We start from the raw sequence: 26,031 nt of genomic DNA, 5'->3' as shown, positions 1-26,031 counted from the left end.
AACCTAAAACATATCAGCCGGGTCAGCGGATTGCAATTTGCGGGTAGCGATCGCTCCAGAAAGGGTACACATCACCATCGTCAACATCAGCACGAAAATCCCTCGCGCCACAGTCATGTACAGAGGCAAATTCGTCGCATTACGAGTCAGGCGGTACAGTCCTGCGGAAATGGCAATACTAGGGATAAAGCCGATGATTGCTAAGATAACGGCTTCTTCAAACACCACCATAAGTAGGTAGCGATTGCGGTAGCCCATTGCCTTGAAAGTGGCGTATTCTCCCATGTGTGCGTTCACATCCGTTGAGAGAACTTGGTAGACAATAATGACGCCAACAATGAAGCCCATTGTCACGCCCAAGTTAAAAATAAATCCAATCGGTGTATTCTTTGCCCAGTAGCTTCTTTCAAACTCGATAAATTCCTGCCGAGTCAGAACCTGAACATCATTCGGCAAGTGTGCTTTCAAAGCTTGTACCGTTTGCACTGCATCGGTTCCGGGTTGCAGTTGCAGTAAGCCGACACTGACGCTGCTTGCCTGTCTGCGGGGAAACAACCGCAGAAAGTTTTGGTCGCTGGTAATCAGGTGTCCGTCTGCACCAAAGGAAGATCCGATGCGAATTTTGCCAGCAACGGTAATACTATGCCGCTCAATTTCTGTCTTCAGTGGCTGGTTTTGTTCGAGTTGCGCGATCGCTGCTTTGTAGTCTCCACGGCTACCGCTGTCAAACAAAACTGTGTTAGGCAGCTTAATCTGGTTTAATTGTTGGTTAATGTCTGGTTGCTCAAAGACTGAGCTGTTAGGGTCAAATCCCAACATCAGCATACTCGTTTCGCGCTGGGTGGTGGGATGCTTCCAGTTCACCATGTTGGCGTAGAGTGCTTCCGCAGACTGAACGCCTGGAATATCCATCGACTGGTACAAACGCCGTCGCGGGAAGGACGACATATTTGATAGATTGCGAGCTTGAGGGCTGAGCAGAACGACATCGGCGCGAACGCTATTGTGGACTAAAACGGCACTGTTGAATAGCGCACTCTGAAACCCCAACTGCATCAACATCAAGACATCTGCAAACACAACACCCGCACAAGCTACGACCAGTTTTCCTTTTTGATGACTCAGTTGTAGCCATCCTAAAGGTGTCCGGCGTTGGAGTTGTTGGAAGCTAATCATAGTTCAATGACCACCTTAACTTGCTGATTCGTGAGTCGGGCAGCCTTGCGAGTAGAATCTGCATCCAGACGGATTTTGACTTCTACAATGCGCCCATCAATATTGGCGGACGGATCGCTGTTCACAATATCTTGGCGCAGCACTTTGTAGCCAACCTGTTCGACAGTCCCGCTGAGTTCGCTGTCAATGGAGTCACTACTTACCCGCGCCGTTTGCCCTGGACGGATGTTCTTGATGTCACTCTGATAAACTTCTGCGATCGCAAACATCTGCTGAGTTCGCCCAATTTCGGCAATTCCGTCGTTGCTAATTAGTTCGCCGGGACGGGTGTAGATTTTGAGGATTTGACCATCTTGAGGCGATCGCACGGATGCCTGCTCTAAGTTTGCCTTGGCTTGCTCAACGGCTGCTAAGGCTTGCCGAACATCGGCGTGGGCTACCTGCACGTCTACTGGGCGCACCTCTGCAATTCGATCCAAGGTGGCGCGGGCTTCATTCAGTTGCTGTTGGCGAGAATTCCGAGTGCGATCGCGGGCGGCTTGCGCTTCTTGCAGTTGCTTTTGGGCAGTTGTCAGTGTCAGTCGCTTACTATCGCGTTGGGATGCCGAAACCGCTCCGTTCTGGTAAAGCAATGCGTAGCGCTGGTACTCCACCTGTGCATTTTGCACTTCCGCTTCCAGACGGGCAACGGTAGCGGCTTGCGCGTTCAAGTCCCCAACCCGTTCAGCTTCTAGTTGGGCTATCTGGGAGCGTTGCGCCTGGATTTCGCCCGTCTTCGCCCCTGCACGCACCTGATCCAGTTTGGCTTGGGCAACTCGCACCTGTTCTTGTGCCTGCATCACAGATGCCTGGAGGCGATCGCGACTGTTGAGTACCGCAATTGCTTGTCCCTTGCGAACGCGATCGCCTTCTTTGACTAACAGTTGATCCACTCGATTCCCCTCCGCAGATGTGGGTGCAGAAAGCGCGATCGCTTCCCCTTCTGGCTCTAGCCGTCCCAACGCCGTCACGGTTTTGATTTGGGGCGTACTGATCGCTGTGGATGGGGTCGTACTGGATTGCTGGATACGCCCCGCCCAAACGGTATATGCCATCACTCCACCTGTTGCCAAGGTTGCAGCGATCGCCAGCAGAGTCAGTGGTCGAGAAAGACGTTTAGAGGATGGATTACCTGCTGCCACTTCTTGCATCATCTGTCAGATTCCCCAGTTCTAGGAAGGGACTAAACTAAACGGTTTAGTTTTCATACAACTAAACTAAACGGTTTAGTACAATAACGTCAAGGGAGTCCTGAAAATTCTCTAGAACTCCTCAAAGCGAATACCCCTAGAATGACTGTGACAATCAGATCAGGAATGAATGAGACGGACGAAGATGACGGAACCGAAGCAGGATGGGTTAGCAGAGAAAGCCGAACAGATATTGACAGGCGCAATGCAAGAGTTTCTGGTGCATGGCTATGCCGCGACTAGCATGGATCGGGTGGCGAAGACGGCTGGCGTATCCAAACCAACGGTTTACACCTACTTTCAAGATAAAGAAGGACTGTTCACTGCCCTCGTCCAACGGTTTGCTCAAAGAAAGTTTTCCATCATCCAACGTTTTCTGCCGTCGGAAGGAGATGCTTTCGTGGTGCTGCGGCAGCTATTAACGAAGGCACTGAATGAGATCATTTGCGATGGTGAAGAAATTGCCCTGTTGCGGCTAATTATTGGCGAGTCTGGACGCTTTCCCGAACTGGCGCAAATCTTTGTTCGCACGTTGGTAAAACCGGGCGTTGAAACATTGAGCCAGTATCTGGCATCGAGTCCAAACTTAAAGATTGCCGATCCCGAAGCAACCGCACGTATTTTTTTAGGTGCATTAGTTCATTTCATGATGGTACAGAAAATGCTTCACGGTCAGGATATTCTGCCGATGGAGAGCGATCGCCTGATCGATAGCTTAATGAATCTTCTCAAGGAATCCGAAGCTTGAGCGGAGTTGATATTAGCAACGGTTTGCACATCCTTGTCACCCCGAACAGTTGATGACAGTTCGGGGACTACCGATTGAGTTGTGGGCAAATATCTAGATATGCGATCGCCACAAATTTACCAAATGGAAAACTGCTTCCAATCGTTGCAATCCGCATTGGCGATTGTTCAACCCGAAATTCCTTTGACCACCACAACGATAGACCCTTGAATGGCATTCCTCTAATTCCATTTTTAACCTTGATTGATTGCACTAGGTTCCATGTAGACAAGTTCCCAAATGTGGCTATCTAAATCTTGAAACCCATGTGCGTACATAAAACCGTGATCTTGTGGTTCATTGTAAGTTGACCCACCAGCGGCGACTGCCTTGCGAACCATTTCATCGACTTGTTCTCGGCTATCAGAAGATAAGCAAACCAGCACTTCTGTGCTTTTGGTTGCATCACAAATTTCTTTCGGAGTAAACGTCTTAAACTTGTCGTGAGTCAATAGCATCACGAAGATGTCATCGCTGACGATCATGCAAGTCGCCGTTTCATCAGTAAATTGGGCGTTAAAACTGAAGCCAAGTTTTGTAAAAAACTCGACAGACTGATTGAGGTCTTTTACAGGCAGATTCACGAAAATTTTAGTAGCCATGTTTTCTCCTTTTGAGAGTTCATTGAATATATGGAAGTATCGGCAAGACGATACTAATGTTCCGCTTGAGCCGTTTCACAAAAGACCACCAGTTGACTGTCTCATGCGTGGCAAGGGAGACTCAAGCCGTCGCCAAGAACTCATCAAGGCAGTCAAAGCTGGAGTTCCACCCACCAATAACCCCCATTTCCTCATGCTTCCGGCGGTCTTCGGCAGACTCATGCACAATGCGGAGTGTGAGCTTGGTCTTGCCGTCCAAATCCTCGAAAAGCACCGTCATCACGATTCCCTTTGGCAGATCAGCGTTCACGACCTTTTCAAAGCCTTCATCAAATTCATCAGTGGTAACAATCCGTTCAAGAGGCACGACTTCGCGGAAGACACCTTTAACCGGGTACTCCGTACCGTCTGGGCCAATCATGACGTAGCGCGATTTACCGCCTGGACGCAGATCCAGCTCAGTCACCTTGGTCGTGAAGCCTTTCGGCCCCCACCACTGCGCTACGTGTTTCGGGTCAGTCCACGCCTTGAATACGAGTTCACGGGGTGCGTTGAAGACGCGGGTGATGACGATCTCGCGTTGACCGGAGGTCGGTCGTAGACCCTCGCTTTGAGCATCAATGGAATCATTTTTATTGCCCATCTTGTTTCTCCTGGGTTTGTAACTCGTGCAGGTAATCATCCAGCCGATCAAGTCTCTCTTCCCAAAATTGGCGATATTGCTCGATCCAATCCATTGCGTCCTTGAGTGGCTCCGCTTTGATCTGGCAGGGTCGCCATTGAGCCTCTCGACCCCGCGCGATCAGTCCCGCACGCTCCAGCACCTTGAGATGCTTGGAGATGGCAGGAAGGCTCATCTCAAAGGGTTCTGCTAACTCCGTGACCGATGCCTCACCCTTGGCTAGGTGAGCTAGGATTGCACGCCGGGTAGGATCGGCAAGGGCGGCAAAGGTGACGCTCAGTTGATCGGAAGACACTTGTATTTAACCATCTAGTTAATTAACTATAAGATTAAATAAACTGTCCAAGAATGTCAAGTGCTGATTTAAGCGATCGCTTGCTGCGTCGTGTTACGTGTACTGTCTGAGATATTTAAGAACAATTCCTTGGATCTTCATAGGGCCCAAGAAATCTCTCCCCGTTGAAATGAATCATGTGATCGGGTTGATCTGCTACCCAAACTTCTGTTTCCCAAGAAATCTCAGCAAGATACCGAGTCATTTCCTTACGGCTTGGGAAAGCCGTAACAAAAACTAATCCCTTCCGACTCGACTGAAAGAGCCGCTTTAATTCATTGTGACGTTTCAAGTTGACTGGACCATGACTAATCACAGCTTCTATCAATACAAGCCAATCTTGCCGCTCATAGTAAACTACAATGTCTGGCATTTTACCGTGAGGATCTAATTCAATCCCTATTTCTCGGAATTTCTGAGTTTCATTGATGATGAACTTATTTCCGGCATCGCCAACATACAGAACTAAACCTCCAGGTGTAAATCTGGGACAGAAGCTTTCCAAAATATCTTTTATCAATATATTTTGCCCACCTGATGATAGCTGAATGGCTTGACCATTAGGCAAACTTACGGGAATCGTCGGGATATTTCGCTTCCTAGACTGCAATAGATTTGTGACTGAAACAGCATAATTTCGACGGGCTTCTTCCCATTGCTCAGAGCCATAGGCTTTAAGAAGTGACAATGCTTGTTGATGAAGTTGATAACACCATTTGGGGCTGTTAATTGGTCGATCAGGTCGATCAGGATTCTCAACAACTATCCCCATCTGCACAAACTGGTGCATTGTCTGCCGTCGAACTGTTTCGCGTGTATTGGGTGCGTATTGTTTTCCGTAATAATCACGAAACCAATCCATCATTTCTGTAATTCCGCGTCTTGGTGTTGTCGCTTGATTCCAAGATGTTTCAGGCCGAATGTCTGCTAATGCAAGTAAGCAAAGTGCTGATCGTTCGTTCTGCTGCTCTCTGGGAGCAGAAATATCTTTGAGAATTGCAAGTGCTTCCTCAATGCGTTTGCCAGCCTGAACTGCATTTATTGCTTCGCTCATAATTGACAGAGTTTTGTGTACAACCGTATCAAGTTGCTCTTGATCAAAGTGAGAATCACTTATTTGTTTTCCAAGTCGCATTAGATCATCTTTGCCAGGGTATTTAATTTTACGCAAATCCGTTGCGTTGACTTGTGTGTGTCCACTGAACTGTCGGAAGTAACTGTCAAAGAAAGTTGAATTGAGAAATGCAGATAATCCTCGTGCAAGGTCGGGATTCATCCCCTTACCTTTAGCATGGTAGTAATTAAGATGATTCTCTATGCCTAGTGTTGGCGCATCTACTGGAGGACACACAGCAGCAACAATACGACGCTTTTCCTCCTTAGCAGAAAACCGCTTTGTTAAAACGTACCAACCCGATTGAACTAACCATTTTCCTGTTTCTTGGTTTTGTTCAATTGCGAGCGACTTGCGAGGATTGTTGGGTGGAAATAAAACTTTCCCTGCTTTCATAGCTTCTGGGTAAAGTAGTGGAACACTTTGCTCATCCAAGTAATTTCTCAAAGCTGATTTGAGACGAAAATCAACAACTGGGCCTGTTGAAACTTCTAACCCAATTTCATCCAAAGTGGATGGAAATTTATCCATTTGGACTTTCAAAGCATCTTCAAGAGGGTTTGTGACAATATGAATAAAGCTTTCCGAGTCATTTGTTTCAACAACTTGGTTATAAGGAATGACTCGTAATTCTAAAAAATCATTTGCATTGGTTCCAGAACTACTACTTATTTCTACATAATTAGGCTTTTCTCCGGACTTTAAAGCATGAAAAATGATATTTTCTTGCAATACGCCATCCTCGCAAAAGGCGGTCGAGCGGCTCTCAAAAACATGAACTTTTTTAAGTTCGATTTTTTCAAGAAAAGCTTTACGGAAAGGACGATAATAAGCACCATTACAGAAACTTCTAGGCGTAATTGCAACTATCTCTCCGTCGTCGGCAAGCTGTAATACAGTAAGCCAAACAAACGCACTATATAAATTTACAGTTTCAATCCCAAATTTTGAAAGAATTTTCTTTTCTATTGATTGGCTGTTAATTTTCTTATAAGGTGGATTCAGAATCGCGTGAGTAAAACGAATAGAGGACTTACTAAAAAGCGGCAAATTTATTTCAGTAAAGGACTTTATAAAGCTTTCTTCATGTAAACAGTAATTTGCTTGAATCCCTCTGCTTTCTAAAGCTACACAACACTTTATGAGGCATTCTTTCAAAGATGATAAAAAATTTGATTCAACTTCATATGCTGTTATGAAACAGCTCTCAACCTTGTTAGGATTTGCCAATAGTCGCTCTACAAAGGCAGCCGTTAATGCCCCAACTCCGGCTCCGGGATCTAGAAGGTTGACGTGACCGGATAAACTGCTAAATTGTCTCGCCATAAAACGAGCAACCGGAGCAGGAGTCATAAACTGTCCCAATTCACTACGCTGCTTCAAATTTAGCTTTGAAGAGAAATGAATCCTGGCGATGTCAGCCGAGTCTGTAAGGAACGTCGTCATGCTCTCAATTTAGTGTTCGATATGAAGACATACCATATATTTGTCTTGTAGTACACCTAACTCGTGATTCGGCAGCTCCTGTCTAACTTTTTAAATTGGGATGTTATGTAGATATTGTTTGTATAACATCCCAACCGTCTTCATAACAGACATATTTTGCTGCCAACTTTTGAATCTATAGAGTTTCAACTCGTAAGAAAGACAATCTCTTCTAATATGCCTACAATGGGTTACAGACCTATTTGCAAGTCATTTCTTTGCCCTTCGCTTGTATGATTTTTCCTCCTTGGTAAGCTTCTAGAACTCAATCCAACCAGCGATTCGCCTTACAACTAAGGCGGAGAGTTTGTTCGTGGATTCCCCCTCCAATCACCAACGCCGTGAAGATGTTGCGCTGGTGTTCAAATTTTGAGGACGGGAGAATTTCACGATGTCATTGAATGGTAAAAACAAAACGACCAGGACTGTCATTTTATTAACGATGATCTTCCTGGTGATTGAATTATTAGACGAACTTGTGGATGGAGTCCGGGGTGCTGCGTATCCATTGATTCGCAATGACCTGCATCTTTCCTATGTGCAAGTGGGGCTGTTGCTGACGATACCCAATACAATCAGCAGCCTGATAGAGCCAATTTTGGGAATTTGGGCAGATATCGGTCAGCGACGGCAATTAATTTTGGGAGGAGGCGTTGGTTTTGCGATCGCATTACTCCTCATCTCCCTTAGCGATAACTTTTCCTGGTTATTAGCAGCCTTTGTGGTGTTTTATCCTGCATCTGGTGCCTTTGTCAGTCTTTCCCAGGCGACGCTGATGGACATGGAACCAACGCGCCACGAACAAAACATGGCACGGTGGGCATTAGCGGGTTCTGTCGGCAATGTCCTTGGGCCTTTGGCTTTAGCGGGTGCGATCGCATTCCATCAAAGTTGGCGGAGTGTGTTTTTACTATTGGCGGTATTGACGGGATTACTTGTCGGAATGTTGTGGCAGTATCCAATCGCAACTCCAACGGCATCCTCTGATATTGATCAACCCACGCACAGCTTCAAAGATGGCATCCGTTATGCTATCCAAAGCTTAAAACGAGGTAACGTGTTGCGTTGGTTAACGTTGTTGCAATTTTCCGATTTAATGCTGGATGTTTTGAGTGGCTTTTTAGCACTGTATTTCGTTGATGTCGTGGGTGTAAACAACACACAAGCGAGTTTCGCTCTCACAGCCTGGTTGGGGTTTGGCTTATTGGGAGATTTTCTCCTGATTCCCTTACTCGAACGAGTGCAAGGACTTGCTTATTTGAAGGTTAGCGCTATCCTTGTTTTGTGTCTTTATCCAGCTTTTTTGCTTGTACCCAATATCAATCTCAAGCTGGTCATTCTTTGCTTTCTGGGCCTCCTTAATTCGGGATGGTACTCTATTCTCCAGGGGCAATTGTACACGGCGATGCCGGGGCAGACCGGAACCGTCATGACGCTCAACAACCTGGCAGGTTTGGTGGGTGGTTTAGCTCCGTTTGCACTGGGTTTGGTTGCTCAACAGTATGGTTTGCAACCGACGATGTGGATGTTACTTGCAGCACCCATTGCCTTACTAATTGCGCTTTTTTAAATCCTTTACCACTGGCAGGCGTTGCATCCATTTCGCACTCTTGCCACTGGTAAGGAATAGGATTGTATCAACGGGCGTGTATTTGCAATTTAGGGGATGTTCCCGTTACCCACAGCTCAACTGGTTAACACGCTCGTTGACCAGGCGATCGCTATCTAAGAACTACAAGCTTCTCTCAAAATTATTGCCACCTTAACAGCAGCAGTTTCACTAATAATTTCACAGTCAAAACCAGAGCTGATTGAGGGATTGATTCATCTAATTTAGTTTTAGAGACTAGATTACACAATCGGAAGCGTTATCACAAACTCTGTGCCTCGTCCCCATTCAGAATTGACTTCGAGCGTTCCTCCGTGCTTTTCAACAATAATTTGATGAGCAATCGTTAATCCTAAACCTGTTCCTTTACCAACAGGTTTAGTTGTAAATAGATGGTCAAAGATGCGTTGCTTGATATCTTTCGTCATTCCCATCCCATTATCTGCGATTCGGATTGCAACCTGATGTTCGTTCTTCATTTCGGTTTGAACAATAATATGGTTGGGGTTTTCTTTAATCGCTTCATAGGTGTGACCCAGGTTCGCTTCTTCCACTGCGTCGATTGCATTTGCCAAAATATTCATAAATACCTGATTGAGTTGTCCTAAATAACACTCAACTTTAGGAATTCCACCGTAATTTTTAATGATTTGAATTGCTGGACGATAATTCTGAGCTTTCAAACGATGTTGCAGAATCATCAAGGTACTCTCAAGTCCCTCATGGATGTCAACTGATACCTTGTAATCTACATCAGCACGGGAGAATGTTCTAAGGGATGTACTAATGTTACGAATTCGCTCGATTCCCGTCTGCATAGACAAGAACATTTTTGGTAAATCTCCTAGAAGGTATTCAATATCAATCTCTTCAGCTTTTTGTTCAATTTCTATGCCAGGATTTGGAAATTTAGCTTGATAAAGACGTATATAGTCAACCGCATCTTTAACAGCAAGAGTCGCTTGCTCTAAATTGCCAGAAATACAACCAACTGGATTATTAATCTCATGAGCGATACCAGAAACTAACTGACCAATTGTAGACAATTTTTCATTTTGAATGAACTGCAATTGCGTTTTTTTTAGTTCTTGTAGCGTGCCGGTTAATTCGGCTGTGCGTTTTTGAACAATTTCCTCAAGTTCTTGCTTTTGTTGTTCGAGTTCTAAGCTCAAACGACGAATTTTTAAATGGGTTTGAATCCGAGCAAGTGCTTCTTCATGACGGAAGGGTTTTGTAATATAATCTACTGCTCCTAAGTGTAATCCTTTCACTTTGTCTGTGGTATCTGTCAGCGCCGTCATGAAAATTACTGGAATGTTTTTTGTAGCTGGATTGAGCTGCAATTTACGGCAGGTTTCAAACCCATCAATTCCTGGCATCTGGACATCTAGCAAAATCAAGTCTGGTGGATAGTTCTTAGCTTGCTCAATTCCGCTAAAACCATCCATTTCTACCAAAACTTCATAGCCAGATGAACCCAAAGCGTTATATAATAATTCTAGATTAGTTGGATTATCATCAACTACTAAAATGATTTCGCGATCGGAATTAAATGACATTTTATAATTGCTCCTTTGTTGACTTTTGGTTTATTTATGAATTGAAATACGGGGCAATTAACCCACAGTTTCTTGAAGAAATTTGCGAATTTTGTGAATATTAAATTCTTTCACTAACAAACTTAATTTGTTGGCAAACGGCTGATAACTTTCATCTAGTTGGGCAAGTCGTTCCAGTTCTTGTTGGATGCCTTTGATTTGTCCTCGCTTGGCATATTCCAGTAGGCTCGACAGTTCAGATAGGGGTGGCACAGAGAGTTCGGTTGGGGTTGCGTTTGCGAAGGGCGTTGCGATCGCACGTTCAACAGGTTTTGCATCGGCATAGATCCAGTCCAGGTGCAGATGTTTTGCCAAGAGTCGATATAGTTCCTCGACTTGCACGGGTTTAGCCAGAAAATCGTTGCCGCCTGCTGCAAGGCTTTTACGGCGATCGGCATCATACACGCTTGCCGATGACACAAGGACTGGCAAATCTTTCAACGTTTCTGACTGGCGCAGCAGCACGAGCAAATCCCAACCATTCAGGGTAGGCATGATCAGGTCAGTAATGATTAAATCTGGTTGAACTTGATGCGCCTTTTCCAACCCCTCCCGTCCGTTGCTGGCTTCAATGACGGTGAATCCCAACGGTTGCAGCAAGTTAACCATGACCGAGCGATTTTCCCATCGATCGTCCACAATCAAAATGCTTTTGCGATCGCCCGAATAACCAGAAATTCGCCCCCTGGAAATGTTGCTTACTATTGAGTTCGTCGAGAAAGCACACTCGATCTCAAACTCAAATGTACTACCGACCTTCGGTAAGCTCTTAACGTAGATGTCCCCTCCCATGAGTTCGACAATTTTTTTGGCGATCGCAAGTCCCAATCCAGTCCCCTCCGCTTGTCGCTTAATATCGCCAACCTGCTCAAAGGGGAGGAAAATTTGCTCTAGTTGTTCGGGTAACATCCCAATACCCGTGTCTTCAACCGCAAAGCGAAGCTTCGCGAACGCTAGTTGCTGCGGATTTTCAGTCACCTCCACTCGGAATGTCACGCTACCGGCGTCGGTGAATTTAATCGCATTGCCCAAGAGGTTCAGCAGCACTTGTCGCAAGCGTTTCTCGTCAGTTGCGATCGCTGTGGGCAAATTATCGGGTGGCTGATAAATGAACTCAATGCCTTTTTGCTCGGCGCGGATGCGGCAAATTTCCTCGACTCCTTGCAGAAAGCCAGGTAGATGTAAATCGCTCAAATGCAGTTCCATCTTACGCGCTTCGATTTTGGAGAGATCGAGTACGTCTTCGATCAGCGTTAACAAATGAGAGCCGCAATTATAGATAATGTCGATGCCGTGTTGTTGCTGTTCGGTAAGATTGGGGGCAGCAGAAAGAACTTGAGCATATCCCAGGACACCGTTGAGGGGGGTGCGTAGTTCGTGGCTCATGTTGGCAAGAAATTCACTTTTAGCTTGGTTGGCAACTTCGGCAGAATTCTTCGCCTCATTGAGTTCAGTCGTCCGTTCTTCAACTCTTTGCTCTAATTCATCATTCGCTTGCCGAAGTTTTCTTTCTGCCTTGCGGTTTTCATTCGTCACCGCAGAGATGACAAATGTGGTGATAGCAATGACACAAATAAACGATTGCAGCAGGATCAGCGATTCGTTGGGAGTGGCTTGTTTGGCGAACGAGCCGAAGCCGCGAACGGTTCCAAAAACTGCGATCGCTGACACAATTAGCACGAGTAGCGTTGATACCCGCGCTTCAAACCGAAATGCCGCCCAAATCAGGGGGGGAATTACCATGTATTCGATTGGGTATCCTCCCGAAAAGGCAATATGATCGAGCGCGATTACCCAGACCAATACAAATACAAATTCGAGAATTTGTTGCTGGTCAAATTTTTTGAAACGTTCAGATTTTTGCAACCATGCTAGTAATAGAGGTGTGACAACCAAAATTCCCGTGGTGTCTGATGCCAACCAGGTTCGACACACTTCTGCAAATGCTGTCCAGGGCGCAATCCCACTGGTGCAAAGCGTGACGGCAGCCAAGAGGGAACTAATCAGGGGGGTGGGGATAGTCAGGATGATAAATTTAAAAACATCTTGCGATCGCTCTAAAAAATTGTGGCGTTTGATATAACGATTAATTAAAAAAGTCCCGCTGAATGGAGTAATCAGGTTGACAGCGGGAATAATCAGACTGATTAAAAGATTGTTTGGGAAAAAAAGAATATGACTAACAATGAAATCACTCACAAATAAAATAGGCCAGACGCGATAGCCTAGTAGCAGCATCGCTGCCAAAAAGACACCGAGTGAAGGCCAAAATACGGAGGCACCATTTACAAAGGTCGTGGATAATCCTACGTATCCTAAATAGAGGTGAACAATCGGAATTACCAGCGCTGCTATCAAAAAAGTGCGATCGAGTTTAATTGGGAATTTCTGCGTTATCGCCATCGGCTGCATTTCCTGTCTCCGCGCACAGAGCATAAAAGCAGCAAACTTCTAGGAAGGCTGCTACCCTTATAGTTCCCAAATTGAATTTGAAGTTAACAGCGGGTGAGATTGAGTTGGTGCCCGTGCGATCGCAAGTTGATTGGCGTTATGTTACCAAAGTATGTCCATCTGAATATTGACCCCTGTAAGGTCTAGGGCTAATATATCCATAGTTTATTGTCTCGATCTCATGCTTCCACGGCAGCAATCTCTACACCACTCCACTAGCCAACTACTAGGGCTAGGGCTGCTGCTGCGCCTTGGGCGCAAATAATTTTTTACCACTTAAACCAAGTTTTTCCCTTTCAAGCCTAAATCTCCTTGCCTACGCGGGCAAGTGCGGCATTGTCATTCATTCACCAATTTTTTGGAGATTTTTATGCGACTTCATACAGCACTTGAGATGTTACTGCGACTGTTGGTGGGTTGTCAGGATTGGTCTGCGTCGCAACCTGGCAACTCCTTGTTTAACTCGATTGCGATCGCCACAGCATCTCACAAACACCAAAAATATAGGAAATATCGATCGTGTTGAAGCATCCCGGAACCAAATATCGTTCATTTGCGCCAATTAACTTACCAGACCGCACTTGGTCCTCGAAAACCATTACCCATCCTCCCATCTGGCTGAGTACCGATTTGCGCGATGGCAATCAGGCACTAATCGAGCCGATGCACGTTGAACGCAAGTTACGTCTGTTTAAGCTTTTAGTCGAAATTGGGTTTCAAGAAATCGAAGTTGCATTTCCCTCCGCTTCACAAACTGACTTTGATTTCGTCCGCCGCCTGATCGAGCAGCAATTAATACCCGATAACGTCACAATTCAGGTTTTAACCCCTGCCCGCGAACATCTAATTCGTCGTACCTTTGAAGCATTGCAAGGTGCAAAACGAGCGATCGTGCATCTTTACAATGCCACCTCTCCAGTCTTCCGCCGCACTGTCTTTAATCTCGATCGCGCGGGTACTATCGAGATGGCAACATCCGCAGCGCAATTGATGAACGAACTTGCCGCAGCGCAACCGGAAACTGATTGGTATTTCCAATACTCTCCAGAAACCTTTACGGCGACTGAACTGGATTTTGCTAAAGATATTTGCGATGCAGTTCTGGATGTTTGGCAACCCACACCCCAGCACAAGGCAATTATCAATTTGCCTGCAACTGTTGAAGTTGCAACGCCTAATATATTCGCCGATCAAGTCGAGTGGATGCATCGTAACTTGGCGCGACGAGATAGCGTAATTTTGTGCGTACATCCCCATAACGATCGCGGGTGCGGCGTTGCAGCAGCAGAACTGGCGCAGATGGCAGGTGCGGATCGAGTTGAAGGCTGTCTGTTTGGCAATGGCGAACGCACTGGAAATGTCGATCTGGTGACGCTGGCGCTGAACCTTTACACCCAAGGTATCCATCCCGGTTTGGATTTTTCTGATATCAATATGGTGGCGAGAACGGTGGAAGATTGCACGCAATTGCCAATTCACCCCCGCCATCCGTATGTTGGGGATTTGGTCTTTACTGCGTTCTCTGGTTCCCACCAAGATGCGATCAAGAAAGGCTTGGCGGTACAGGAATCGGATGCACTTTGGGAAGTTCCGTATCTGCCACTCGATCCAACCGATGTGGGACGCAGCTACGAATCGGTGATTCGGGTGAATAGCCAATCGGGTAAGGGTGGCATTACCTTCTTGCTGGAACGGGATTACAGCCTTGTATTGCCTCGGAGGTTGCAAATCGAGTTTAGCCAAGTGGTGCAAAGGGCAATGGATGCTTCCGGGCAGGAAATGTCTGCAACGGATCTGTGGCAACTATTCGAGCAAGAGTATTTGCAGGCAGTATCGCCGTTTAAGTACCTCTCTCACGACTTGTCGGAAACAGACGGCGATGAACAAGCGATCGCAGTATCGCTAGACATGAACGGGAAACGCATCGCTCTAACCGGAAAAGGCAACGGCCCTATTGATGCATTTCTGAAGGCACTAAATCTGGGCATTCGCATCGATCGTTACGACGAACACTCACTCAGCCAGGGTAGCAATGCGTCTGCGATCGCTTATGTTGAGGTGGCTGGCGATCGCTTCCCTGGTTCTTTCTACGGCGTTGGCATCCACTCCAATATTGTCACGGCATCGTTACTCGCTGTTCTGGGTGCGGTTAACCGTGCTTGGCAGCAATTTGATTCAGAAACTCAAATCCAGGTATTACAAAGCTTTGAGTCGGTTTAAGCCTGATTTTTGAGTAAGAGCGATCGCCGATCCACTTCAATATATGTCAGAAGGTGTATAGCAAAATTATGTCTTTAGCAACATGATGTAAGTGTGAGGAGTGAAAGTTATAGCGAAAAGCCCTTGGAGTCGAAACACGGAAAGACGCCCTGGGGCTTTTTAGCGTTTCTTGGCTAAAACTTGCCCCGCACGACTACGAATTAGACATCGCATTATTGAAAACTGGGTAGAAAGTCCCGCCCCGATCGGGCGGCTTTTTGTATGATGCTGTATGCGATCGCAATGATACGATGAAGGCGAATTCCTACGGCACGCTACGCGATCGCACTCTACTCGGATATGTATCGAACTTTCATCCCTGGCATTGCTCCACCTCCAGTACAATCTGAACCTGCGTGGTGGTTCACCTTTGTCGGGAATCAGCTGTTGGTTCGACGGGAAGGGACACTCAGCACAATTCCTACCCTCATCAGTTTGGCAGAGATTGGCTTGGTGCCCGTGCGATCGCAATTTCTCGGCACCCTGGACGATAGACCATGTTACTCGGCGGAACTGCCGAAAGATGCGGTGATAGCCGATGGCATGACTTTGCAAGGACTGCGCGAATTGTACGGCACCTTAGACGAAGACTTGTATGCGCTCAGCAGTCGTGCGATTCAGGTTATGGAATGGGATCGCACCCATCAGTATTGCGGACAGTGTGCGGCTCCCAAAACCCAATTACCCAACGAACGTGCCAAGCGTTGTCCTAAGTGTGGATTAGTCAATTATCCTCGCCTCTCGCCTGCGGTGATTGTACTCATCTCCCGTGGTGAAGAGATATTGTTAGCTCGCGCTTCTCGGTTTCCAGCCGGAATGTACGGTTTGATTGCTGGATTTGTCGAACCGGGAGAATCACTTGAAGAAACAATCGTGCGCGAAGTCCGAGAGGAAGTTGGTATAGAAGTCAAGGATATTCGTTATTTTGGTTCGCAACCTTGGCCTTTTCCCAACTCGCTGATGATTGGATTCACCGCCATCTATGCCAGTGGCGACATTATCATCGACCCGCAAGAATTGGAGGATGCTGCTTGGTTTAGTAAAGACAACCTACCGTTAATTCCTCCTAAACTAAGCATCGCTCGAAAACTTCTCGACTGGTTTGTTTCTACGGATTAAGCGATTCGAGTCTGTAATAAAAGAAGCGATCGCACTGTTCATTCTCTACATCCAGAGCGTGCGATCGCTATTGGCAAAAATCAAGACATTGAAATAAGTTCAACAATAATATCTTCAGGTGCTTACTTCTCCTGACTCAAACTCAACCTTGTCATATATATCTGCAAGCGTTATTTGGAATGAAGGGGAATTTAGAGATACTATTTCATTAGCATCGTCATACTCAGTAAATGTCCAGCGTTTTTGCTCAGTTTTGAAGTATTGCTCAATGTGCATCGTGTATTGGTCAATTAAGATATATTCTTGAAAACTGGGAATAGTACGATAAGCGGTAAATTTTGCGTCTTTGTCATAGCTTCTAGTGGACGCTGACAACACTTCAGCAATCATTAACGGGTTAGTAATGGTGTCTCGCCGTCCTTCTTGTAATTGCAATTCACCCTGAACTACCATGACATCTGGATAAGTATAGATACGTTTTCTAGGAATCCAGAGTCGTTGGTCGGTGACGAATACTCGATAAGGTTGACGCTTGAGTGCAAAATTCAACGCACCACTCAGGTTAAGCGCAATTTGATTGTGATTGGGGGTTCCGCCAGTCATTAGGGCAATTTCACCATTGATATATTCATGCCGTTCTTCTGAGTTAACCTCAAACTCAAGGTATTCTTCGGGTGTGTAAACTTTTTTATCTTCAGCTTGCATAATCATTGTTTCTAAGTTTGAAAATTACACTATTGGGATAAGCCTTTTGGCTAAGTCGGTAAATAAATTATGACAAACTGAATGTTTGGTTATTGTCCCAGTTTCAATCTTGAGCGATCGCTCTCACTGTTCATTCTCCACATCCAGAGTGTGCGATCGCTTGCTGAGGCAGTTGCTATTTTGATAGAGGAAAGCAAGGTTGGTTTTTTATGGAGTGGACAGCAATCTTATGTCTTTTTCCCTTGTTGCACTGAAAATTTTGGTTCCTGCTGTGGCAAAAACACTTCTAGATGCCGCTGGTATTGACTCAACTTTGACAAAGAAAGTATTAGAGCAAGGGTTTGATGCTGCCGCCAATGGAATTCCTGATTCGGGAAATAGGCGCAAGTTGGAACAGAAGATAGGGCAGATAGCAGGTGAACTCGGAACCCAGATACGTCCTCTGTTTGAGCAAGAAGCGAAGAATCTGGCAGCAAATAGTCGAGAGGCAGTTTTGCTGGGAGTTGCTGAAACCCTATTCAAAGGGGGTTTATCGCCTGATGCACTTGTAGGAATGAATTTGGATGCACAGCAGCTTTATCAACATCTGCTGAAAGCAAATCCCAAAATAAGTCGAGATTTTTCTTGGGATGAGAAAGCTTTGTATGAGCAAGCCCTCTTAGTCGCAAGCCAAAGTTTGATTGAAGCTGCACCTAAGTTAGAAGAATTCTCGCTCAGCGTTGCTGCCACAACTCTACAGCGGCTTGACGAGGTTTTGAATGATTTGAAAACTCAGCGGGAACAAGCGTTACAAGCCGCAGACGAGTTTGTGGAGCGTTATTGCAAAACGGTTATCAGTGAACTCGATCGCCTTGAGGTGTTTGGGCTGCCGCGCCTGGACAAGTTGACGCATAAGCAGAGTCTTAGCATGGCATACATTACGCTATCTGTGAGTGGAGACGATGAACCAGACTGTTCCCCTGTGACGTTGATTGATGATATAGGGGTGGGACGGGAAGCAGTAAATCGATCGCGCCGAGTTGATGAGGTGATTTGCAATTGTCGCAGGCTGGTGATCCGGGGAGGTGCGGGTGCGGGAAAAAGTACGTTGCTTCAGTGGCTTGCGGTACGTGCCGCCAGTCGAAATTTCCCTGAAAAGTTGCAACATTGGAATTACAAGATTCCTTTTTTCATTCGGCTGCGAAGTTTGGTTGACGAAGGGTTTCCCACACCGGAAGAGTTCCCTAAACTGATTGCTCGTAATTTTGCAGCAACCATGCCCCAAGGCTGGGCACATAAATATCTCGATCGCGGACACGCATTAGTTTTAATTGACGGTGTGGATGAGTTGCCCAGCCAGCAACGGCAAGCTTTTTTTGAAGCTCTCCAAGATTTGGTAAGAGATTTTTCTGATGCAACGTATATCGTGACCTCTCGTCCTTCTGGTCTAAAGAGTTTACAGGGTGAGGAATGGGAAGATTGGGTCAAGAATGAAAATTTTAAGAATCTTACGCTGGAACCGATGAGTTCCACAAATGTTGAAGAGTTTGTGAGTCGTTGGCATCGTGCGCTTAACAGTAACAGTTCATCTAACACTCAGCAAGACGATCCAATGCAAATTGCTGACAATTTGAAGCGTCAGTTGCGCCAGCGTGCGGAATTGAGGCGGCTGGCATCTACTCCGCTTCTGTGTGCGATGATTTGCGCGTTGCATCGCGAACGACTTGAAGCCCTTCCCAGTTCAAGGCTTCAGCTCTATCGAGAGTGTATTGATATGCTGTTGAACCGTCGGGATGAGGGACGCAAAATTCCCTTGGATGAAACTTACCCAACTGGGTTGAATGAAGACCAGAAGATGGCATTTATTCAAAGCCTTGCCTTCTGGTTAATGGAAAACAATCGCTCTGATATTGAAATAGACCGAGTGGATGCTCATTTTGATCGCCGTTTGAAACTGATGAGTCTGCCGCAAGCCGTGACCGGAGAGCAAATCCGGTCTCTGTTTGTCGATCGATCGGGGCTGTTACGAGAACCCGTAATGGGACAAATTGATTTTGCTCATCGCACCTTTCAAGAGTATCTGGCAGCGAAGGCAGCACTGGAAGACGATAGTCTTGATTTGCTATTGCAGCGGGCGACGGATGACCAGTGGCGTGAAGCCATTATCGCGGCGGCGGGGCTGGGTCGTGCTAAAGAGAAAGAGAAATTGCTTAAAGCATTAATTGAGAAAGGCAATACAGACCCAGACAAAAAACACTATCTGCATCTGCTAGCCGTTGCCTGCCTAGAAACTGTTGTAGAAGTCGATGCTAATATCCGGCAGGAGGTACTGGACAATGCAAAGGTACTGTTGCCGCCAAAAGATGAGGATGAGGTTGCAATGGTTGCCAGAGCAGGGGATGCGATTGTTCCTTTGCTAGAGTACAAGCCGCAATTTTCTGCTGAAGAAGCCTGCAATTGTATTGCAGCACTGACCCGCATCGGGAGCAGTACTGCTATGCAAAAGCTAGTACCCTATGCAGAGGCAAAGTTTAATTCACAGGAGGGCGCATCTCGGCTCAGTCACGTATTGGGAAGAGGCTGGGACTACTTTGACCGTGATGCCTACGTTCGTGATGTTCTATCACTTCTAAAAACATTGTTTTTGAGCGGAATCCAGGTAAAAGATATCACTCCTCTGACTGCGCTGACTCAGTTACAAACATTGTTTTTGAGCGGAACCCAGGTACAAGATATCACTCCTCTAACTGCGCTGACTCAGTTACAAACATTGTTTTTGAGCGGAACCCAGGTACAAGATATCACTCCTCTGACTGCGCTGACTCAGTTACAAGCATTGTATCTGAGCGGAACCCAGGTAAAAGATATCACTCCTCTAACTGCGCTGACTCAGTTACAAACATTGTTTTTGAGCGAAACCCAGTTAAAAGATATCACTCCTCTAACTGCGCTGACTCAGTTACAAACATTGTTTTTAAGCGAAACCCAAGTACAAGATATCACTCCTCTGACTGTACTGGCTCAGTTACAAACATTGGAGTTGAGAGAAACCCAGATACAAGATATCACCCCTCTGACTGGCCTGACTCAGTTACAAACATTGGATTTGAGCGGAACCCAGGTACAAGATATCACCCCTCTGACTGGCCTGACTCAATTACAAGCATTGTATCTGAGCGGAACTCAGGTACAAGATATCACTCCTCTAACTGCGCTGACTCAGTTACAAACATTGGATTTGAGCGGAACTCAGGTACAAGATATCACTCCTCTAACTGCGCTGACTCAGTTACAAACATTGGATTTGAGCGGAACTCAGGTACAAGATATCACTCCTCTAACTGCGCTGACTCAGTTACAAACATTGGATTTGAGCGGAACTCAGGTACAAGATATCACTCCTCTAACTGCGCTGACTCAGTTACAAGCATTGGATTTGAGCGGAACTCAGGTACAAGATATCACTCCTCTAACTGCGCTGACTCAGTTACAAACATTGGATTTGAGCGGAACTCAGGTACAAAATATCACTCCTCTAACTGCGCTGACTCAGTTACAAAGATTATCTTTGATAAGAACCCAGGTACTAGATATCAGCCCTCTTAAAGAACTAACAAATCTAGAGATTTGGACAGACGACTCTAATTAACTAGCGCTTTGGAGGGATATGGGCTTTAATGTATTGCATTTCTAACTCAAGTTTTGAAGCAGTGCGATCGCATCTTTGCTAAGTTTTCGCTGCACGTAGAAGCGCGATCACCTATTATCTAGCCTAAGTTTAAGCAGTTGCAGCGGTTTGCTCTTCAGGGAGAAATGCTAGAACAATTCGCTCTCTTGGAATGCCTGCGGCGATTAAGTCTTTGGTGATTCCCTGTTCCATCCCGTCATACTCCACCCAAACCTTACCCTCACGCAGAGTCACATAAATCAAATTTCCCCTAACTCTTCGTCCTCTATCCCAACCCACTTGCATCAGCGCATAGCGGTTTTGCGTGTCGTCAAATACCGTGTCGAGACGAATATCACCGTGAGAAGGCTTGAACTGGGCGTATCGTTGAATTACTTGCTTTACAATGTCCCGTTCTTGAGTGGTGGTATCCATTGCTTCACCTCTTGCGCCGCTACATCTACAATAAGCAATTTCATCGGTAACTCACGCCTCACCAACTCACCAATCGGTTCGCTGAAAATCCCGTCGAAGGTTGTGTCTGCAATAGCGAGATACAATTCACGATCTGGATCGACCTGTTCAAGTAGAAGTCGATAAAGAACATATTGACCAATCGCTTGCTCCAAATCAGCAATTGCCGAATTGCCTCGAAACTCCTTAATTTCAACGGCGATTCGACTGCTGCCGCGTCTGGCACCAATAAATCGCCCTGCAATACCGCTGACGGCATCTAATCTTGCTGCTAAGTCGATAAAGAGAAATCGCTCACCATAGGATATGACATAGGGATCGTCCGTGATTTCCCAACCCTCCTTGATGAGAGCTTGCCTGATGATGTTATGGATCGCATCTCGTTGAGGCATGACTTAATCGGTCATAAGCCGCATGACTAGCCTATAGTACGCTATGCGAACTGACTTGTCAGCGCAACGCGATCGCATCCTTGCTAAATTTTAGTTGCAAGCAGAAATCAGTGCGATCGCATCCTCGCACAAACTTGCGCGATCGCTCTTGGTAGAAGATTTCCTGTCTTATCTTACGCTCACCTGACGCTTGAATACCGTCTCACTTAACCAACCACTATTCGGGTATTCGTGGATTACTTCAACTTGGTACTTGCCAGGGGTAAGCTTGTTAAGATTCGCTTCATAGCGGAAATTGCCGACCATGAGGATACATCCACCAGTCTCACGTGGACGGATGGTAACGCGCACTGTTACTTTCTTACCTTTGCGTTCCGCTGCACCGCTGAGCTTCTGGCAAGGAGTTGATGCGGATAGGTCTGTACGAACCGTAATATTTCCCGCGCCACCTCTTGCACTCACCAAAGGACGTTCTAACACTTGTCCAGGCGTACCCGGTTGAACGATGAACCGAAACCAGTCTGCTTGAGAAGGCGTGTTCGTTGAGGACACATTCAAGGGATTGGACGCCAAAAAAGAAGCGAATACACTGGCGAGTAGCAGAGTCTTCATGGTCGGTTGCTATTAATAAAAGGAAAAAAGATTGGAGCGTGCCATGCTTTAACCTGTATGACACTCAGCACGACTTCTCAGTTCCCTTCAACAGCGATCGCATTCATCACCCGCACTTGCGATCGCAACCTCAAACAAACTTGCGCGAACTAACAAGTCAGCGCAACGCGATCGCTCTTGGTAGAAGATTTCCTGTCTTATCTTACGCTCACCTTACGCTTGAATACTGTTCCACTTGGCCAACCATTATTCACATATTCGTGGATTACTTCAACCTGGTACTTGCCAGGGGTAAGCTTGTTAAGAGTAGCTTCATAGCGAAAATTGCCGATTGTGGCGATACATCCACCCTCAGGTTGACGGATGGTAACGCGCACTGTTACTTTCTTTCCTTTGCGTTCCGCCGCACCGCTGAGCTTCTGGCAAGGATCTGATGCAGATAGGTCTGCACGAATTACAATACTTCCCGCGCCACCTTTTGCACTCACCAAAGGACGTTCTAACGCTTGCCCTGAGGTACGTGGTTGAGCAATGAAACGAAACCAGTCTGCTTGAGAAGGCGTGTTCGTTGAGGACACATTCAAGGGATTAGACGCCAAAAAAGAAGCGAATACACTGGCGAGTAGCAGAGTCTTCATGGTCGGTTTCTATTAATAAAAGAAAAAAGATTGGAGCGTGCCATGCTTTAACCTGTATGACACTCAGCACGACTTCTCAGTTCCCTTCAACAGGGATCGCATTCATCACCCGCACTTGCGATCGCAACCTACAAATAAACTTGCGCGAACTGACTTGTCAGCGCAACGCGATCGCTCCATCACGGTGCCATCAATTTCATGCAACCATACCAAATAGGTTTCGAGTAGTTGAGCCGCATGAAATACAACTGGATAAAAATTCTGCGCTGGTTTGCGATTGGAGTTCTCATTACTTTAGCAATCTGGCTGCTCAACAAATATGGGATTGAGCAAGTTCGAGAACAGGTGGAGCAGTTTGGCATCTGGGCACCCGCGATCGTGTTTGGGCTGCGCTTTACCAGTATCATCGTGCCAGTGCTTCCAGGTACTGCTTACGCGATTTTAGCAGGAGGTCTGTTTGGGTTCGCTCAAGGATTGCTAGTGGTTGCGTTGGCAGATTTAGCCTCGTGTACGTTCAATTTCTATATTGCTCGTCGTTACGGACGGGGTTTAGTAGAGCGATTTGTCGGTCAGCAATTTATGGAAAAAGTCGATCGCCTCGCTCAACAACATTTAGAAGGCAACTTTTTCCTGATGACGGGTCTTTTGATGACCGGACTGTTTGATTTTGTCGCTTATGCTGCCGGAATGACCACAATGCGTTGGCAAAGCTATTTCTTAGCTCTCGGCGTCAGCATTCTGATTGCCAAACCGCTTTGGGTCGCTGCTGGCGCTGGAATCTTTGAAGGCAGTCAGTTACTCTTAGGCTTTGCGATCCTCGGAGCATTTGGCATCGGCATCGTCACCGCTATTGTCCAACGCCAGTCGAAGCAATAATCGGCTAGGTGCTGAATGGCGGCGATGTGACAAACGCGATCGCATCCTCGAACAAACTTGCGCGAACTGACAACTCAGCGCTTCGCTATCGCATCTTTGCTAAATTTTGGCTGCACGTAGAAGCGCGATCGCCTGTCGTTATAGTTTGAGTTTAGGCAGTTGCGGTAATCTTGCTCCAACTATAATTGGACAAAAGGCTCTCAGGTAAAGACATGACTACAGTCGCTATCTTGCCAGTATCTGATGCCAATGGCGAGAGGCTTTATCGAGCGATTGCGCTTGGCGCACGCTACGCGAACGCAGGTGATAAGCAATCAACAGGTAAAACCGCAGGTGAAGCGCTCGATGCGTTAACTGCTCAGTTAGAAGGTAGCGAATCGGGTACGTTACTGCTTATCCAGAGTTTTCGTCCTGACTGGTTTTTTAGTGCTGGGGAGCAACAGCGTTTATCAGAGTTGATGAGTTTGTGGCGAACAGCACGCGATGAAGGACAGGTGCTACCTCCAGAACAACAAGCAGAGCTAGATAAACTTGTTGAAGCTGAATTAAAAGCAGCCACAGCCCGAACAGCAGCTTTGGTGCAACAACTGAGTCAATAAACCCTTTCTATACTCTAGTCGCTGATCACGCTGCTCATCGATGTGAATATTGTTATGCTCCAGAGCTAGTTTTCAACTTCCCGTTTGAAGTCGAACATATTGTCCCTCTTTACCGAGGCGGCGCTGATGCTGAATTCAATTTAGCTCTCGCTTGTCGCTCCTGCAATCTTCGGAAAGGAACTCGCATCAGTGGAATCGATCCTGAATCCGGTACGGAAGTTCGTCTGTTTAATCCAAGACAAGACCAATGGAACGACCATTTCCAAGTAGACAGCGATTCTGGAACGCTTGTGGGAAAAACGCCTATTGGAAGAGTAACGATTGCGTGTTTAGAGATAAATAGTCAAGCACAAGTAACGGCGCAGCAGCTATGGATTCGTCTAAGTTTATTTCCTTAACACTACCTATATCGTCATGGGTGATAAGCTGAACGACTAGCTTATAGTAAGCTATGCGAATTGACAAGTCAGGGCAACGCGATCGCATATTAACTGTAAGATCGCTTGAGAAATGTACTCGCAACTTTCCCATAGGGAAAACACATTTAAATAGTTGTGGGGCAGCGATTATAAATAATCGCTGCCCCACACAGAGTATTCACTATTTCTTGCGTTACTTACGCAGGAAGCAATACTGTGTCAATGACGTGGATGACACCATTATCAGCAGCAACATCCGCTGTTGCAACTGTTGCATCATTCACTTTGACGCCACCATTGGAAGCATCAATTTTCACGTCTGAACCCTGAACTGTAGTAGCTGACTTCAGCTTAACTACGTCAGCTGCCATCACTTTGCCGGAAACGACATGATAGGTCAGGATTTGCTTAAGCTTCGGAATATCTTGAAGCAAAGAATCTACTGTACCTGCGGGAAGTTTAGCGAAAGCTTCATCAGTAGGCGCAAACACAGTGAAGGGACCAGCGCCTTGTAGTGTATCAACCAAACCAGCAGCTTTGACGGCAGCAACTAGGGTGTTAAATGAACCAGCCTGAACGGCGGTATCAACGATATTAGCCAAGTTTTTTACCTAGTTTTTTGTCTCTTGTTAACAACTATAAAGTTTATTTTAATAAATTGTCTGTACCTTTAGGCATATCCCCAATTTGTTGAGTCGAAAGCCACACAAATACTAGATATCGTTTATACTAACAAAGTCATAGATTTGATTTAGGTTAAGTTGAGTTTATGCAAAAGTTATAGGATAAACTTCAACTTTATTTAAGAAGATTACTGAGCGTTTTTATAACAATAATTACTGGAATAGCATACATTGCTGCAAACACAGCCGACGCACCAGTTTCTCATATTTTTAATATAAATTCATGTAGTTTTATCCTAATCTTGTAGATTAACCTGCTTAGCTGAATTTGGCAAATGCGGAGCAATGGAGACCTAAAGCAGCGTTTCAGCGAAAGCAGATTTTCTGTTTTGTAACGGTAAGTGCGATTGGGCAAAGCCCAGGGACTGTCTCAAGAGATCCCAAAAGCTGCTAAGCGCGATCGCACTCTTCTTAAATAAAGCCTAGTTAACGTGAGTTCGGGTTAAGCAGGCAAGGCAGCATCGTTGATCAGGGAGGGCTTCTTGGGCTGGTGGCAGTAGGCAATTAAGCCGGCTATCAAATTGACGGCAAAGTTGACAGGA

25 protein-coding genes and 1 pseudogene are annotated in these 26,031 nt (G+C 46.0%); 10 read left to right on the top strand and 16 right to left on the bottom strand.

What is annotated here, in order from left to right; genetic code table 11:
- Nucleotides 1-3: 3 nt before the first annotated feature.
- Nucleotides 4-1,176: an ABC transporter permease DevC gene (devC, locus tag NDI33_RS15055; RefSeq protein WP_190673020.1), complete on the bottom strand. Its 1,173-nt coding sequence runs from the start codon at nucleotides 1,174-1,176 to the stop codon at nucleotides 4-6.
- Nucleotides 1,173-2,369, bottom strand: a complete 1,197-nt coding sequence (locus tag NDI33_RS15050; protein ID WP_190673017.1) for an ABC exporter membrane fusion protein — start codon at nucleotides 2,367-2,369, stop codon at nucleotides 1,173-1,175. Before NDI33_RS15050 ends, devC begins: the two co-directional genes overlap by 4 nt.
- Nucleotides 2,370-2,535: 166 nt before the next feature.
- Between NDI33_RS15050 and NDI33_RS15045 the strand changes: the two genes are divergently transcribed.
- The gene (locus NDI33_RS15045) at nucleotides 2,536-3,153 is read left to right on the top strand and encodes a TetR/AcrR family transcriptional regulator (protein ID WP_190412490.1); all 618 of its coding nucleotides are present in this window, start codon (nucleotides 2,536-2,538) and stop codon (nucleotides 3,151-3,153) included.
- 67 nt (nucleotides 3,154-3,220) lie between these two features.
- Here the strand turns inward: NDI33_RS15045 and NDI33_RS15040 are convergent, their stop codons facing one another.
- The 5 genes from NDI33_RS15040 to NDI33_RS15020 form a co-directional block, all read right to left on the bottom strand.
- Nucleotides 3,221-3,370 (bottom strand): hypothetical protein, encoded by a 150-nt coding sequence (locus tag NDI33_RS15040; protein WP_190673014.1) that lies wholly within the window; start codon nucleotides 3,368-3,370, stop codon nucleotides 3,221-3,223.
- 16 nt (nucleotides 3,371-3,386) lie between these two features.
- Nucleotides 3,387-3,794, bottom strand: a complete 408-nt coding sequence (locus NDI33_RS15035) for a VOC family protein (RefSeq protein ID WP_190453974.1) — start codon at nucleotides 3,792-3,794, stop codon at nucleotides 3,387-3,389.
- 121 nt (nucleotides 3,795-3,915) lie between these two features.
- Nucleotides 3,916-4,437, bottom strand: a complete 522-nt coding sequence (locus tag NDI33_RS15030) for an SRPBCC domain-containing protein (protein ID WP_199302297.1) — start codon at nucleotides 4,435-4,437, stop codon at nucleotides 3,916-3,918.
- Nucleotides 4,427-4,771 (bottom strand): metalloregulator ArsR/SmtB family transcription factor, encoded by a 345-nt coding sequence (locus NDI33_RS15025; protein WP_190412492.1) that lies wholly within the window; start codon nucleotides 4,769-4,771, stop codon nucleotides 4,427-4,429. Before NDI33_RS15025 ends, NDI33_RS15030 begins: the two co-directional genes overlap by 11 nt.
- Before the next feature lie 115 nt (nucleotides 4,772-4,886).
- A complete protein-coding gene (locus NDI33_RS15020) occupies nucleotides 4,887-7,370 on the bottom strand; it encodes a BsuBI/PstI family type II restriction endonuclease (protein ID WP_190673010.1) in 2,484 nt (827 codons plus the stop codon).
- Nucleotides 7,371-7,800: 430 nt separating this feature from the next.
- On the opposite strand from NDI33_RS15020, the gene NDI33_RS15015 reads away from it, so the two are divergent.
- Nucleotides 7,801-8,979 (top strand): MFS transporter, encoded by a 1,179-nt coding sequence (locus NDI33_RS15015; protein WP_190673007.1) that lies wholly within the window; start codon nucleotides 7,801-7,803, stop codon nucleotides 8,977-8,979.
- A 281-nt stretch (nucleotides 8,980-9,260) separates the two neighbouring features.
- Here NDI33_RS15015 and NDI33_RS15010 read toward each other — a convergent pair whose 3' ends face one another.
- The gene (locus NDI33_RS15010) at nucleotides 9,261-10,577 is read right to left on the bottom strand and encodes a response regulator (protein WP_190673004.1); all 1,317 of its coding nucleotides are present in this window, start codon (nucleotides 10,575-10,577) and stop codon (nucleotides 9,261-9,263) included.
- A gap of 57 nt (nucleotides 10,578-10,634) precedes the next feature.
- The gene (locus tag NDI33_RS15005; RefSeq protein ID WP_242033020.1) at nucleotides 10,635-13,019 is read right to left on the bottom strand and encodes an MASE1 domain-containing protein; all 2,385 of its coding nucleotides are present in this window, start codon (nucleotides 13,017-13,019) and stop codon (nucleotides 10,635-10,637) included.
- 567 nt (nucleotides 13,020-13,586) lie between these two features.
- On the opposite strand from NDI33_RS15005, the gene leuA reads away from it, so the two are divergent.
- Both leuA and nudC read left to right on the top strand, forming a co-directional pair.
- Nucleotides 13,587-15,287: a 2-isopropylmalate synthase gene (gene leuA / locus NDI33_RS15000; RefSeq protein WP_190672998.1), complete on the top strand. Its 1,701-nt coding sequence runs from the start codon at nucleotides 13,587-13,589 to the stop codon at nucleotides 15,285-15,287.
- A 339-nt stretch (nucleotides 15,288-15,626) separates the two neighbouring features.
- Nucleotides 15,627-16,445 carry an NAD(+) diphosphatase gene (nudC, locus tag NDI33_RS14995; RefSeq protein WP_190672995.1) on the top strand — a complete coding sequence of 273 codons (819 nt, stop codon included), beginning with the start codon at nucleotides 15,627-15,629 and terminating at the stop codon, nucleotides 16,443-16,445.
- 114 nt (nucleotides 16,446-16,559) lie between these two features.
- Here the strand turns inward: nudC and NDI33_RS14990 are convergent, their stop codons facing one another.
- On the bottom strand, nucleotides 16,560-17,156 hold the full coding sequence (locus NDI33_RS14990) for a Uma2 family endonuclease (protein WP_190672992.1): 597 nt from the start codon (nucleotides 17,154-17,156) through the stop codon (nucleotides 16,560-16,562).
- Between the two features lie 223 nt (nucleotides 17,157-17,379).
- On the opposite strand from NDI33_RS14990, the gene NDI33_RS14985 reads away from it, so the two are divergent.
- Nucleotides 17,380-20,778: a leucine-rich repeat domain-containing protein gene (locus NDI33_RS14985; RefSeq protein ID WP_190672989.1), complete on the top strand. Its 3,399-nt coding sequence runs from the start codon at nucleotides 17,380-17,382 to the stop codon at nucleotides 20,776-20,778.
- Between the two features lie 129 nt (nucleotides 20,779-20,907).
- On the opposite strand, the gene NDI33_RS14980 is transcribed toward NDI33_RS14985, so the two are convergent.
- The 4 genes from NDI33_RS14980 to NDI33_RS14965 form a co-directional block, all read right to left on the bottom strand.
- The gene (locus NDI33_RS14980) at nucleotides 20,908-21,231 is read right to left on the bottom strand and encodes a XisI protein (protein ID WP_190433059.1); all 324 of its coding nucleotides are present in this window, start codon (nucleotides 21,229-21,231) and stop codon (nucleotides 20,908-20,910) included.
- Nucleotides 21,198-21,662, bottom strand: coding sequence for a XisH family protein (locus NDI33_RS14975; protein WP_190450961.1), 465 nt, complete (start codon nucleotides 21,660-21,662; stop codon nucleotides 21,198-21,200). The genes NDI33_RS14980 and NDI33_RS14975 overlap by 34 nt, the downstream gene beginning before the upstream one ends.
- A gap of 168 nt (nucleotides 21,663-21,830) precedes the next feature.
- Nucleotides 21,831-22,274, bottom strand: a complete 444-nt coding sequence (locus tag NDI33_RS14970; protein WP_190672986.1) for a hypothetical protein — start codon at nucleotides 22,272-22,274, stop codon at nucleotides 21,831-21,833.
- Nucleotides 22,275-22,471: 197 nt separating this feature from the next.
- Complete coding sequence (locus NDI33_RS14965) at nucleotides 22,472-22,912, bottom strand: hypothetical protein (protein WP_190672983.1); 441 nt, start codon at nucleotides 22,910-22,912, stop codon at nucleotides 22,472-22,474.
- Nucleotides 22,913-22,949: 37 nt separating this feature from the next.
- On the opposite strand from NDI33_RS14965, the gene NDI33_RS14960 reads away from it, so the two are divergent.
- The 5 genes from NDI33_RS14960 (at nucleotide 22,950) to NDI33_RS14940 (ending at nucleotide 24,785) form a co-directional block, all read left to right on the top strand.
- On the top strand, nucleotides 22,950-23,129 hold the full coding sequence (locus NDI33_RS14960) for a hypothetical protein (protein WP_190672980.1): 180 nt from the start codon (nucleotides 22,950-22,952) through the stop codon (nucleotides 23,127-23,129).
- Between the two features lie 20 nt (nucleotides 23,130-23,149).
- A complete protein-coding gene (locus NDI33_RS14955; protein ID WP_190672977.1) occupies nucleotides 23,150-23,788 on the top strand; it encodes a VTT domain-containing protein in 639 nt (212 codons plus the stop codon).
- An 8-nt stretch (nucleotides 23,789-23,796) separates the two neighbouring features.
- The gene (locus tag NDI33_RS14950; protein ID WP_190672975.1) at nucleotides 23,797-23,937 is read left to right on the top strand and encodes a hypothetical protein; all 141 of its coding nucleotides are present in this window, start codon (nucleotides 23,797-23,799) and stop codon (nucleotides 23,935-23,937) included.
- Nucleotides 23,938-24,000: 63 nt separating this feature from the next.
- Nucleotides 24,001-24,387: a hypothetical protein gene (locus tag NDI33_RS14945; protein ID WP_190672972.1), complete on the top strand. Its 387-nt coding sequence runs from the start codon at nucleotides 24,001-24,003 to the stop codon at nucleotides 24,385-24,387.
- The gene (locus NDI33_RS14940) at nucleotides 24,333-24,785 is read left to right on the top strand and encodes an HNH endonuclease signature motif containing protein (RefSeq protein ID WP_347275852.1); all 453 of its coding nucleotides are present in this window, start codon (nucleotides 24,333-24,335) and stop codon (nucleotides 24,783-24,785) included. Before NDI33_RS14945 ends, NDI33_RS14940 begins: the two co-directional genes overlap by 55 nt.
- 218 nt (nucleotides 24,786-25,003) lie before the next feature.
- Here the strand turns inward: NDI33_RS14940 and NDI33_RS14935 are convergent, their stop codons facing one another.
- Together NDI33_RS14935 and NDI33_RS14930 are read right to left on the bottom strand one after the other, a co-directional pair.
- Nucleotides 25,004-25,408, bottom strand: a complete 405-nt coding sequence (locus tag NDI33_RS14935) for a fasciclin domain-containing protein (RefSeq protein WP_190444781.1) — start codon at nucleotides 25,406-25,408, stop codon at nucleotides 25,004-25,006.
- 523 nt (nucleotides 25,409-25,931) lie between these two features.
- Nucleotides 25,932-26,031: pseudogene (locus NDI33_RS14930) on the bottom strand (IS982 family transposase); the annotation flags it as partial.

It is taken from the genome of Trichocoleus sp. DQ-A1, assembly GCF_039961955.1.
Taxonomy (GTDB): Bacteria; Cyanobacteriota; Cyanobacteriia; order Cyanobacteriales; family FACHB-T130; genus FACHB-T130.
Note: the sequence above shows the minus strand (reverse complement) of the source record. Positions and strands in the feature narration are given on the sequence as shown.